At 40.8% G+C, this 11638-nt stretch carries 15 protein-coding genes; 6 read left to right on the top strand and 9 right to left on the bottom strand.

Annotated elements, in window-relative coordinates; genetic code table 11:
* The first annotated feature begins 4 nt into the window (after window positions 1–4).
* The gene (locus tag BVC89_RS16180) at window positions 5–658 is read left to right on the top strand and encodes a hypothetical protein (protein WP_086932189.1); all 654 of its coding nucleotides are present in this window, start codon (window positions 5–7) and stop codon (window positions 656–658) included.
* Between the two features lie 32 nt (window positions 659–690).
* The gene (locus BVC89_RS16175; RefSeq protein WP_158657982.1) at window positions 691–1248 is read left to right on the top strand and encodes a glycoside hydrolase family 108 protein; all 558 of its coding nucleotides are present in this window, start codon (window positions 691–693) and stop codon (window positions 1246–1248) included.
* A 44-nt stretch (window positions 1249–1292) separates the two neighbouring features.
* Here the strand turns inward: BVC89_RS16175 and BVC89_RS29815 are convergent, their stop codons facing one another.
* Genes BVC89_RS29815 through BVC89_RS16165 form a run of 4 tightly spaced genes read right to left on the bottom strand, consistent with a single transcriptional unit; the run spans window position 1293 to window position 2205 of the window.
* A complete protein-coding gene (locus BVC89_RS29815) occupies window positions 1293–1460 on the bottom strand; it encodes a type II toxin-antitoxin system ParD family antitoxin (protein ID WP_158657981.1) in 168 nt (55 codons plus the stop codon).
* 29 nt (window positions 1461–1489) lie between these two features.
* Entirely contained in the window at window positions 1490–1654 is a 165-nt protein-coding gene (locus BVC89_RS29810; RefSeq protein WP_158657980.1) for a hypothetical protein, read from the bottom strand.
* 34 nt (window positions 1655–1688) lie between these two features.
* Window positions 1689–1970, bottom strand: coding sequence for a type II toxin-antitoxin system RelE/ParE family toxin (locus tag BVC89_RS16170; RefSeq protein ID WP_086932187.1), 282 nt, complete (start codon window positions 1968–1970; stop codon window positions 1689–1691).
* The gene (locus tag BVC89_RS16165; RefSeq protein ID WP_086932186.1) at window positions 1963–2205 is read right to left on the bottom strand and encodes a ribbon-helix-helix domain-containing protein; all 243 of its coding nucleotides are present in this window, start codon (window positions 2203–2205) and stop codon (window positions 1963–1965) included. Before BVC89_RS16165 ends, BVC89_RS16170 begins: the two co-directional genes overlap by 8 nt.
* A 142-nt stretch (window positions 2206–2347) precedes the next feature.
* On the opposite strand from BVC89_RS16165, the gene BVC89_RS16160 reads away from it, so the two are divergent.
* Complete coding sequence (locus tag BVC89_RS16160) at window positions 2348–2587, top strand: hypothetical protein (RefSeq protein WP_086932185.1); 240 nt, start codon at window positions 2348–2350, stop codon at window positions 2585–2587.
* Here the strand turns inward: BVC89_RS16160 and BVC89_RS16155 are convergent.
* Genes BVC89_RS16155 through BVC89_RS16145 form a run of 3 tightly spaced genes read right to left on the bottom strand, consistent with a single transcriptional unit; the run spans window position 2584 to window position 3958 of the window.
* On the bottom strand, window positions 2584–3090 hold the full coding sequence (locus tag BVC89_RS16155; protein WP_086932184.1) for a hypothetical protein: 507 nt from the start codon (window positions 3088–3090) through the stop codon (window positions 2584–2586). The two genes, BVC89_RS16160 and BVC89_RS16155, sit on opposite strands and share 4 nt — an antisense overlap.
* On the bottom strand, window positions 3083–3517 hold the full coding sequence (locus BVC89_RS16150; RefSeq protein ID WP_086932183.1) for a hypothetical protein: 435 nt from the start codon (window positions 3515–3517) through the stop codon (window positions 3083–3085). Before BVC89_RS16150 ends, BVC89_RS16155 begins: the two co-directional genes overlap by 8 nt.
* A 51-nt stretch (window positions 3518–3568) precedes the next feature.
* Window positions 3569–3958 carry a hypothetical protein gene (locus BVC89_RS16145; RefSeq protein ID WP_086932182.1) on the bottom strand — a complete coding sequence of 130 codons (390 nt, stop codon included), beginning with the start codon at window positions 3956–3958 and terminating at the stop codon, window positions 3569–3571.
* A 657-nt stretch (window positions 3959–4615) separates the two neighbouring features.
* Here BVC89_RS16145 and BVC89_RS30575 point away from each other — a divergent pair.
* The gene (locus BVC89_RS30575; protein WP_281260960.1) at window positions 4616–4750 is read left to right on the top strand and encodes a hypothetical protein; all 135 of its coding nucleotides are present in this window, start codon (window positions 4616–4618) and stop codon (window positions 4748–4750) included.
* A 62-nt stretch (window positions 4751–4812) separates the two neighbouring features.
* On the opposite strand, the gene BVC89_RS16140 is transcribed toward BVC89_RS30575, so the two are convergent.
* Together BVC89_RS16140 and BVC89_RS16135 are read right to left on the bottom strand one after the other, a co-directional pair.
* A complete protein-coding gene (locus tag BVC89_RS16140; RefSeq protein WP_086932181.1) occupies window positions 4813–5040 on the bottom strand; it encodes a hypothetical protein in 228 nt (75 codons plus the stop codon).
* Window positions 5037–5966, bottom strand: a complete 930-nt coding sequence (locus BVC89_RS16135; RefSeq protein ID WP_086932180.1) for a hypothetical protein — start codon at window positions 5964–5966, stop codon at window positions 5037–5039. The genes BVC89_RS16140 and BVC89_RS16135 overlap by 4 nt, the downstream gene beginning before the upstream one ends.
* Window positions 5967–7155: 1189 nt before the next feature.
* Here BVC89_RS16135 and BVC89_RS16130 point away from each other — a divergent pair.
* The gene (locus BVC89_RS16130) at window positions 7156–9699 is read left to right on the top strand and encodes a TonB-dependent receptor plug domain-containing protein (protein WP_086932179.1); all 2544 of its coding nucleotides are present in this window, start codon (window positions 7156–7158) and stop codon (window positions 9697–9699) included.
* Between the two features lie 292 nt (window positions 9700–9991).
* Window positions 9992–11389, top strand: a complete 1398-nt coding sequence (locus tag BVC89_RS16125; protein WP_216824994.1) for an alanine/glycine:cation symporter family protein — start codon at window positions 9992–9994, stop codon at window positions 11387–11389.
* The last annotated feature ends 249 nt before the right edge of the window (window positions 11390–11638 follow it).

Genomic DNA, 11638 nt, shown 5'->3' with positions numbered 1-11638 from the left:
AACCATGGCAAACTGGTCGAGTTATTCATTGGCGACGTTGCTAAAACGGTTTTTTGCGCAAGATGTCGATAGTCGGACTGCTAGTTGTGCGCGTATGGATTACGATGGTGATGTTAACGTGTTAACTAATACTATGCGCTTTAACCGGTCGGGTGATCTAAATCGTTTTGAGCGCTGGACGGGGAGTGCATGGGTTGTTGTGCCGATAGGTGTATCGGGATTGCCTGGACTTCAGGAAGCGATTAATCTTACTAAAACCGTTGATAGTGATGTGACTACATCAACTGTATTTGATGCCGAACTCACCACCTCATTAAAAGCGAATACACTGTATTCTGTTGAGGGAAATATTGTAGGTGTTGCATCGTCGTTTATTTCCAATGGCGCTATTTTTAGAATGAACCTGCAAGCAGGTAACGTGGAGTTTGGGACGGGTGCTTATTCCTATTCACTCACTTCTCAGGGTGGTTATTTTGATACTTCGATTCCAACTACGTATTTAAATGCGGTTGGTGCAACGGTTTGCTCCGCGAGAGTGGGTGGGCTTTTTCAGACAAATGCCAATGTTGAGGATTGTAATGTGCTTTTTCGTCGCGGGGCCGATGTGTCTGAAGTTACAATTCGTCGTGGCAGCTGGTTGCGTTTTGTTGAGTTGTAATGTTTATATTAAAAAAGGTGAGTGCAATTATTATGGCAGTCGATGTTAATAGACTCATTGATGATGTGTTAAGTAAAGAGGGTGGCTTTGTTGATCATCCTTCTGACAAAGGTGGAGCTACAAATTTTGGTATTACTCGACAAACATTGGCTAAATATTTAAGTGAAAAAGTGACGGTTGATGATGTTAAAAACCTCGATATTAAAACGGCGCGAGATATTTACGAATATAATTATTATCTGTCGCCGGGTATAGATCGACTACCAGAATGTATTCAACCTTTTGTATTTGATTCTGCTGTTAATCACGGGCCAAGGCAAGCAATTAAATTTCTTCAAAACGCGTGTAATAGTGCTGGTTTTGGTGCATTAATAAACGATGGGATTATTGGTGCCAAAACTGTTGAGCGGTCAGCCGCCTGCTTTAATTCGCTTGGGAATTGGATGTTGGTCGAGCTTGTAGCGGAGCGACAAATTTTTTACGCGAATATCGTTTATAGAGATTCTGGTCAATCTGTTTTTATGGTTGGGTGGATGAGGCGCGCTATGTCGTTTTTACCGAAATCGCGTCGACTAGCTAATATCTGCTGATATTGGACATAGTTACATCATTATTGGGTTGGTCGGTATAATTTTCAAGCATCACCTTTCTTTGCTCGCTCCATGAAATCGTTAAAGTTCCAATCCTTATACTCTCCACTTCGCTCGCCTTCGTCAATTGCTGTGCGAATTTGATGTATGTTAAGCGCATTATCAGTACTTTCTCCAGCTTCAGCGCTTTGAGGGTCGTCATGATCGGGCATTGGCTTCATTTGGGGGTAAACATTGTTAGTTAGCTTTGTGTCAATCGTTGAACGAATATTAAAAGCTCTTTCTGTTTTTCGGCGCTCAATTTGCTGATTAGTGCCTGTAGCTCTTCGAGCATTTTATTCTTGGCTAGCCTTTCACATAGATCATAGACGTTTGTAGTGTTGGAAAGGTCTTGTTCTTCTTTCATGACTCGCACCTTTACATAATGCTTTGTTAAGTTGTTAGACGTGCCTTTTGTAGTCTCTTGACTTGTGCAGAACCCTTGAAACAACAACGCCAGATGGAGATGTGCGATAGAAAATCACATGAGACCCAACATTAAAGGCTCTTAAACTGACGCCTGCACTGTGATTCCTTCCTAATTGTGGATTGTCGTCTAGTTTTTGAATAGCGTTGAATATTTCTTTATAGTACTTTTCGCCTCTTTCTAGGCCAAACTGTTTAATGCTGTAAAAATAGATATTGTCGGTGTCGTCTAGCGCTTTAGGTGTGAGCTTATGCACGCGCTCTTTGCCTTAGCTCAGTTAGTCGCTTTTCTACGTCGACATGAACTGCGGCACCTGATTCATCGCCCTCTTTAATTAGGGCGCGCAAACGCTGAAGCTTGTCAGCGCCAGAGTCTAGCGACTTAACCGCCGCATCTAGGACTTGTTGAGCATTTTCGTACTCGCCAGACTGTACCAAGCCGTCGATTATGTCTTGCTGCTCTTGTTTCATTGTGTAAATAATGTTTTGCATGACTTGCTCTCTGGCTTGTTTAGTGGTACGCGCTTTTGCGTGCTTAAATATTTCATCTGTTAGCTATAGGCTCATTTTAGCGGCTCTTTATATCTAATTCTAGGGCCTGCACATTTCTGTAATACGGGCTATCCTTATTTCTATGGACTCAAACAAGCAGAAAGAAACCCTGGCGGCCCTAGCTGCTCAACAAATACCCAGCACAACCTGGAGTATTGACCCCCTGGGTGATGTGTGGATGATAAATATTGTGACAGGTCGGGCTGAAATCATCATGCATTATTGTGAAATGGACGAAAAGCAGCGAGATGAGTTCGCGGGGCAGCTTATAAGCAATGTGCTTGAGAATAAACGGGTTTGCAAAGTTGCCAGGGGTGATTAGGCCTGCGTTTTAATTTTCTTTCCTTGTTGTGTATAAATTGATGCAATTTCGCTAACGTCTTCACCCACGAGGATTCCGGCTGCTTTGATGCGGCCCCGAAGAGTCTTGACCGATACAACACATTTTCTGCTTTTCGCAATGTCAGATAGCTTCATTTTTTGACCATGAAATTTGTATGTCTCGATCGGTTTATGATCTCTACGAACATCTGCGCTTGCAGCATCCGTTTTGAATCTTTTGCCCCAGTATTTAACCCTGCTTTCCTGTGATTCAACAAACTTGACAAGCGAGCTTGGTATCGTGCGGTGAGCTAAATATAGAGCATGCCTTAATTGCATTAAGCAAAACCTGCTCGGCTCGCCATCGCCAGAAAACCAACGCGCAACGACTCTGTCAGGTTCATCGCAAATGTAAGCCACGTCATCTATTGATATGTCATTTTCGCGCAATATGTCTTGAAGAATGAGCTTTCTGTCAAATGAGGCCCTCGGCTTTTTAATCATCCGTTATGGGCTTGCTCCAGAATTCATTAACTAAGTGAATGACTGCCAGGCGCTCCTCGGGCTTCCAGCCTTTTACTTTTTCTAAAAAAGCAGCTGGGTTGATGTCTTCTTGAGCGAGTATTGCAACAACATTTGAGTCAAACTCAATTGATTCTCCAACCTGCCAATGCATTGTTTTGATTTCCTCGGCAATGCCCCGGCCAAACAGATGCCCATTGTATGCCTGTGCTAGGGCTTTTTTTTCACAATCCGTAAGCTCCGGTAAGCAATTCTCACAAAACAGGCTGTATCTCTCGCTCAGGTGATTAATTGCTCCTGACCAATTGATATTGTCATTGTTGTTGGATTCGGGATCTATAGATTTGGATAGGGCTGCTAATTTCTTGATCGTTTCATCAACAAGCCTAACCGATTTTTTTGCTGGCATAACTATATATCTCGGAATAGGGAGGCTCTTCGCCTCCACTGCATTTAAAATTTATTCACGGTTCGATTCGAACCATTCAGAACATTCTTTTTTTGCTATTTCGGCCATATCGTCAAAGATATCACTGTTGCCCATGAATTCCTCTAGTTCGCTTGATTCGTTGGAGTCGCAATCAAAATCCAAGGCCATATCTAAACCGTTATATGCCATTATGTTGTCTGTGCGTTCCATAGTTGAGTAAACAACATTGAATGACTTCTCGTTGCCTTCTTTTATTGCAGTTACTCTAAAGTCTACCCTGAAATTCTCAGCGCCTTGCTTTGTGGGGTAATTGCAGCCCTGACCATAGACGTCGACTATAGTGGCAAATTCGTCGATGACATTAATGTCATCAATGTTTATAGATGTATTGTTAGTAGGAAGTTGTGGTGCTGATGACATGGTGTATTCTCCTTTTCGCTTCGCCCTGACGATATGCCGAGCCTCTTGCGTGCACTTTTTCTCAAGTACGAATATATTATATCGCACCCGTATCGCACCCTCAATAGATTTTGGTGCCAATATAAAAAATCTTAAGGATTTGTGGGGCCAATTTGGGGCCAATTCGTGAAAACTGACAATTTCATAGAATGGCGCGCTCAGTAATTACGGGGCTTTACGTGGTATGACTTCCTATGATTTCCACCCGTATTAGTTCGAGTCTCGTTTCCCGCTCCATTTTTATCATACCACCACTCCTTTCTATTCATTAATTACATATAAATAGAAAAGTGTGGCAGAGATTTTTTTGCCACACTTTTGCCACACTTTCATGTGTCTGACGGTTGTTGCTGGGGGAAAAATCCTTATAAATCAATGGCCTTTACTGCCTGAAACGCCCCTGAACACCCTAAAAATGGATTCGATCCCCGTCGTTCACCCCATTATTATTTCCTTGTTAGTCTATACATCAAGATCTCTAATTTAAATTCACAAGTTTATTTATAATGCTGGCCTTGCTTGCGGCTTTGTGTGTTTAACCTGGTCATTTAACTTAATAATTATTTACGTTGTTTTGATTTGCCCGATGGTGTGTGAGTGCCTTGAGTGTAGTTTTATATGAGCAAGAAACTTGCCTTAATTGATGAGATAAGAGAATGCTATATTGAAAGCTTGGGTATTGGTGAGCGCAGTATAAACGATGCCTTGCAATGGCGGCTGCTGCAGCCTGCAGCAGCGAACGAGGAATCTTGAGTTGAGATCAAGCTGGTTGGGTGGTGAACAAGCAAGTCACTAACAGAGTTTACAAAGATCTATCAGTGGCAGGACTTTTTGTTAAGTGAGAAATTGGCTTCAATTAGATTGCTTTTATCTGCCTTATCTAGATTTATCTTGCTTTTATTATCTACTAAGGACATATTCAGGCCAATGGGCTTACTTCTTTTGCCGGTATTATAAGCTGAGTCATGTATATTTTTTTTCATATCTTCCCTGGTCTTTTTTGCTCTTTCTAGCAGTATTCTGACTTCTGAATTAGTTTTCACTCTTGTACCACCTTTAGTTTCTTGTTGTGATCCTCAAACTGCTTTGATAGGTCAAACTTCAGATATTGTTGCTCTAATAGTAGCTTAAAAGGAGCAATATACTCTTCCATAAAACGCTTCATTTCGTCCTCATTATTAAAAGGCTCCAGCCTGTGAAATTCGATATTGAGGAAGCCAAATAGGATGTCGTTCCTTTCATCCGTCAGTTTATAGCCCATATACTGTTTAATAGTATCATATCTTTTGCTAATTCCCTTATGATAACTTTCATTTTTTAACACATACTGAGCAATATCTACGGAATTACAGCATTTCACACATTCGTAGTTGCTAAATTTCTCATGACTCAAACTAATTGTTCTTGATGTCACCGTATATCTGAGTGAATTGTGTGCAACATATTCCAGACAGTTCGATGCTCTGTTATAAGAGTATAGCGAAATGAAAATATCGTTTTTTTCCAGTTCTATTTGAGTGGCTCCTTTGAGAATATGATTCACTAAGGAGACGATAATAAGTGCGACTTTGTCATAAAAAATGTCTTCGTTATACATTTCGGTTATGCTTAAATGTTTCTGCGATTTACATTTTTTAATAATCACACTTATATCATTATTATCCGATGCCAGGAAAGCGGTTACATCATCAAGTTTAATTTTATCCACACTTAGTGGCGGGTTGTTGTCGAAGATCAAAGCTATGACTCGAATAATAAACGCGATAATTAGAATTGTTGTAGTGATGAGCAAAAAGCCACCAGCAACGTCATTGGAAAAATGCAGTTTTAAAATATCGGTAATCGAAAAATCAAAGAATTTTTTGAGGAGTAGATAAGGTGCCGTTGCTAATATAACAATCTCAGCGAAGAGCGCTAATTTGCGGTCATTGAATTCATTATGTAGCCATACATATATCCGTTTTTTCAATGCGCTAATACCTTTTATTAATATTCTAATTGGTTCAAGTGTCCTAACAAACTTAATACTAAGTCAACTTAGGCGGATTGTTTTGTCGCCAAATGCATTTTTATGTCTGTTAGATTTCTATAATTGTGATGTTTGTTGAGTTTCGTTTTTATATTTTTATTGCTGGAAAGTATGTCAATGATGTTTTGAGTAAAATGATGAGCGTTTATTTCAATAAGTATCTTGTATATTATTTTTTCTAATTATAAGAAATTTTTGTCATAAATGCATGTTGTTTTAAGTATGATTTATTTCTACTTTTATATTTTACGAGTTAACTTTTTGCGTTTGAATTAATGAGTATTGAGTAATTATTTTATTAATCCTAGATAGGTGAGAATAACTAATTGTTAGCACCTATAGTTTCTAGCGGAGTTTTAACATTTTGCTTTGTTGTTGTATCTCGTAAAAAAGGCTCTGTTTTCTAATTTATCAAGTATGTCTGTTCCTCATACATCTCTATGGAAAATATATTTCTATCGCTTAGTGCTTGCTGTAGGAAGTTATATTAGTGCATTATTTTTTTGTGCTCTAATTTGGGGAGTAAAATGTGCACATGCATGTTTTTGGTGCTACAATTGCCACCAACTTTTAGGCGTCATCAATACCGCTAGAGGGGACAGCAAACGACTGTTGTTGCTCATACTGACGCCATATAATAATAAAAATAAATCTATATATGTCTAAGAACGTACGTTGTCTGTTAATTAATAGTGCATATAAGCGGATAAAAATACTATATATCAAGCCATGAAAAGACTGTATTCGCGTATAAAACTAAAGCTTGAAAAAACAATGAGTAATGAAACTATACCTGAGTTTTTAATAAGTAATATAAATAATACATAGAATAAGGCGATGGTTTTGAGCTTAGTAAAACATTTTTGAGTGAAGAGTTTTTATCAACACTGAATGAGGTTTTATTGTTATTTTCACTTAACAAAATGAAGCTAAAATAAGGGCTCATATACTTTCGTTACAGCTATGATGCTAGCTAAAACTAGTAACGGAGTGTATGAAAAATAATAAATATAAAAGAGATTTCACCAAGTAAATATAAAACGAAATATTACAGTGTTTTGTGGCACAGATTTTGTAATGCTGATGTTTTATATCTATATAATTAGCCATCTCGGGGATGCAATTCACTATGCAATTATTTGAAAAAAAGAAAGGTTTATCTTTATCGACGCTTATTTCCTGCGCTTTGGGGGTCGCAGCGAATACATCATTTGCGCAAGAAACACAAACGGAGCGTTTCGATGAAGAAGTGATATCCATCGGTACGCGCTCTAGTGCTCGTTCAGCTACAGATTCGCCAGCTGCGGTTGATGTAATTGGTGCTGCAGAATTCAGTTCACAAGGTGGCAGTGATTTGCAGGATCTATTTCGTAATGTTGTTCCTTCTTATAACGTAAACCAGCAGCCGATAAGTGATGGTGCGACGATTGTGCGCCCCGCTAACTTGAGAGGTTTATCGCCTGATCACACATTAGTATTGTTAAATGGTAAACGTCGACATCGCGCTTCTATTATTACTTGGTTAGGTAATGGTATTTCCAATGGTTCACAAGGCCCGGATATTTCTGTTTTCCCGTCTATTGCTCTTAAAAATGTTGAAGTCCTACGTGATGGTGCTGCGGCGCAGTATGGTTCTGATGCGATCGCCGGTGTTATCAACTTTAATATAAAGGATGATGCTGAAGGTGGGGCCATTGAAGCAAAATTTGGAGAATATTCCGAAGGCGATGGTCAAAGAGGAACGCTTGCTGCTAACCTCGGTTTGCCTTTGGGCGCTAATGGCTTTCTTAATTTAAGTGCGGAATATAGCTACGCGGATCCAACCAACCGCAGCACTCAGCGAGATGATGCCAATGCTGCGCTTGCACTCGGTTTTCCTGTGCGAGACCCTGCGCAAGTATGGGGGTTACCCGAAATCGAAGATGATATTAAAACGCTAGCTAACTTCGGTATTGAGTTGGGCGGTGATACGCAATTATACGGCCACACTAACTATGCTTCGAAAACCGTTACCGGCGGCTTTTTCTTCCGTCATCCACTGACTCGTGGTGGTGTTAATGGTTTTACTAACGATAATGGCACCCCGGATAATCCTGACGATGATTTCTTGGCGCTACTTGTCGGTGATCTTACTTCCGATGGCAGTGGTAACTGTCGCAACGATATTCCTGTGACTAACAATTCTTTGGATGCTGCAGGTTTAGCGGCGTTACAGGATATTCAAGCCGACCCTAATTGTTTCCATTTTAGTGAAGTATTTCCCGGTGGCTTTACGCCATTCTTTGGTGGTGATGCGGTCGATTATTCTTTCTTATTAGGTTTGAAAGGCGAAACTTCCGGTGGTTTTAGCTGGGACGTTAGTAGCTATCTTGGGCATCATGAAGTGGATTTCTTTATCTTCGATACCGTTAACGCCAGTTTGGGGCCCAATACTCCAACTTCCTTTGATCCGGGTAAATACGCTCAAACAGAAATTAACTTTAATGCTGATTTTGGCTACGAATTCTCCGATACCGTATTCTTTGCTTGGGGTGCAGAGTGGCGTGAAGAGGAATTTGAAATTACAGCAGGTCAACCAGAGTCATTTGCCATTGGGCCTTTGGCTGATCAAGGCTTTAGTACAGGATCAAATGGTTTCGCTGGTTTCCCTGACTTCTCGGCTGGCGCTTTTTCGCGTGAAAACATTGCTTTGTACGCCGATACCGAAGTGGAACTTACCGATCGGTTGTTAACTACCGCAGCTGTACGTTGGGAAGATTTTGATGGCTTTGGCACCACCACCAACTATAAAGTGGGCGCCAATTTTCAGTTCAATGATGACGTAGGTATTCGTTCTACCTTCAGTACGGGCTTTAAAGCACCGACGCCAGGACAAATTAATGCCTTTAACGTATCTACTGAATTCCAAAATGGTCAGCTTGTTAATAACGGTACGATTCCATCTACTAACGCAATTGCACTGCTTCGCGGTGGTCGTGAACTTGAACCAGAAGAGTCGCAAAGTTTTACCGCAGGTATTTTCTTTGCTGTTGGGCAAATCGACATTACTTTGGACTACTTCAATATCAAGGTGGAAGACCGCTTAAACTTGTCATCGGAGTTTGAATTGACGGCTGCCGAACAAGCGAGCCTTGATTCAAGCATCCCAGGTGCGGGTAGTGTTAATAATTTCCGTTTCTTCACCAACGACTTTGATACTAAAACCACAGGTGTTGACTTAGTTGTTTCTACCTCCACCGATTGGCTCGGTGGTGTAACTGACTGGAATCTAGTACTAAACAATACTGAAACTGAAATCACTGATTTTAATACAGCAACCGTTAGTGCGACTCGTGTACGTGAGGTTGAAGAAGGGGTGCCTACATTCCGTGCCAATTTCACTGCCACTCACACACTAGAAAACTGGCGTTTCCTTGGACGACTTAGCCGTTATGGCGGTTGGTTCGACAGTCAGGACAACATTAAATACAGTGGCGAATTCATCTTTGACGCTGAAGTTAGCGTAACAGTGGCAGGCAATTCTGATATTTCTTTAGGTGTTAATAACCTCTTTGATCAAGAGCCACAAGTTAACCCTGGTGCAGCGGCTGGTGCTGGTAATACCTTCAGTCAGTATACGCCATTCGACTTCAACGGTTCTTTCTGGTATGCGCGCTATCGCTACAGCTTTTAAGCGACTTAGCTAGTTGTTCTATTTGCTGATTTAATATCTAATCCTCAAGGACGAGGTGAATGTTTCAATAATCACTAGATGATTGTCATAATTAAGCCCTAGCTGAAGTAAACCCTCATGAGATACTTCGGATAGGGCATTATCAACATAAGAATAAATGTGCATTTTGAGCAAATAAGTAAACTCATCAGTTCGTCTCATTCCCATTTACACCTATACTTGTGCGTTTTGCCGATAACCGCTGCCGGTGCACCAATATATTTGTCCGTAAATATCTGATCAGGAAAATTTCATGCCAGAACAAAGCATATCTGAAAGTATCAACCAAGCAATAATGCCTTTTGCCGATGGCATGTCTGCGGTGATTTTTTACTCCATTAATATTTTTGGTAACGATGTGCCTTTAGTATTGATTGGCCTCTTTTCCGCGGCTGTGTTTTTTACGCTCTCCCTACGTTTTATTAATCTTCGTGGTTTTACCCACAGTATAAAAATTTTACGAGATCCTGACGAAGATGTGGGAGAGGGAGACGTTTCGCATTTCCAAGCGCTGACCTCGGCACTATCAGGCACGGTGGGTATAGGTAATTTGGCAAGTGTGCCAGTTGCTATTGCTATTGGAGGCCCTGGTGCCTTGTTTTGGATGATAGTCATGGGTTTTTTCAGCATGACTACGAAGTTCGTTGAATGTTATATGTCAGTAAAATACCGGCGAGAGAGTCCCAATGGAGAAGTATCCGGTGGCCCCATGTATTATATTGAGCATGCCTTTAACAAAATTAATTTACCTAAAATGGGTAAATTTTGGGCGATATTTTTTGCTGTTAGCTCTGTTGGCGGCTCGATGACTATATTTCCGGTGAGCCAAGCGTATGTGCAATTTTCGTTTACCACTGGTATTGATGCACCTTTGATTTTTGGGGTTGTATTCTCCGCCATCGTGGGGGTCGCTATTATAGGTGGTATCAAAACCATTGGTCGTGTGACGGAAATTGTAGTGCCTTGGATGTGTGGTTTATACCTACTGGCGGGTGTGGTGATTTTGGTGATCAATGCCTCTGTGCTCCCTTCAGCGTTGGCATCTATCATAAAAGGGGCCTTTGGTATGGATGCGGCGGCGGGTGGATTTATTGGTGCTTTGATCAACGGTGTTCGCCGCGCAGCATATTCTAGTGAGGCGGGTTTTGGTTCTGCGGCCTTTGCCCACTCTGCGGCGCGGACTAAAAAGCCTATTAGCCAAGGCTATGTAGCCTTACTAGAACCGTTTATCGATACGGTAGTCGTGGCCACTATGACGGGACTTGTGGTAGTGGTAACAGGTGTCTATACACAGGACTTACAGGGTATTGAAATTACTTCGGCAGCATTTGGTAGTGTTATTAGTTGGTATCCAACCTTACTCGTGGTGGCTGCTATTTTATTTGCTTATTCTACCTGTATCGCCTGGGCATACTACGGTGAGAGAGCCGCAATTTATCTTTTTGGTGACAGTAAGAAAGTAATTAATAGTTATAAGGCTTTTTTACTCGTAGTGATTGCAACAGCGTCTTCCATTCATATTTCTGTAGCGATTAACATTGTAGACTCCTTCTTATTTGCTATGGCAATTCCCAATATTTTAGCTCTGTATTTATTGTCTTCTGAAATTAGGCAAGATGTTAGGGAGTATGAGATGGAAACATTTAAATGATCTCACTGCTTTATTGGTAGTGTTGGGGTGATAACCCTGAGGCCCTCTATATAAATGGTTGTGGCGTGATTTGTTATATTATAACACATGCTTTTTTGGCGCTATAAATGCGCTAAAGAAGCATTCGCCTAAACTTTTTACTCACTTTAGACCTGCACGCTGTGCTAAGCCATATTACCCTTAAAATAATTGCTGGTTAACAACTAACGAGATAATTCAGCTTATTTTTCTAAACTCTTATCCACACCC

Source organism: Agarilytica rhodophyticola, from assembly GCF_002157225.2.
GTDB classification, from domain to species: Bacteria; Pseudomonadota; Gammaproteobacteria; order Pseudomonadales; family Cellvibrionaceae; genus Agarilytica; species Agarilytica rhodophyticola.
This window is presented reverse-complemented; position numbering and strand designations above follow the sequence as displayed.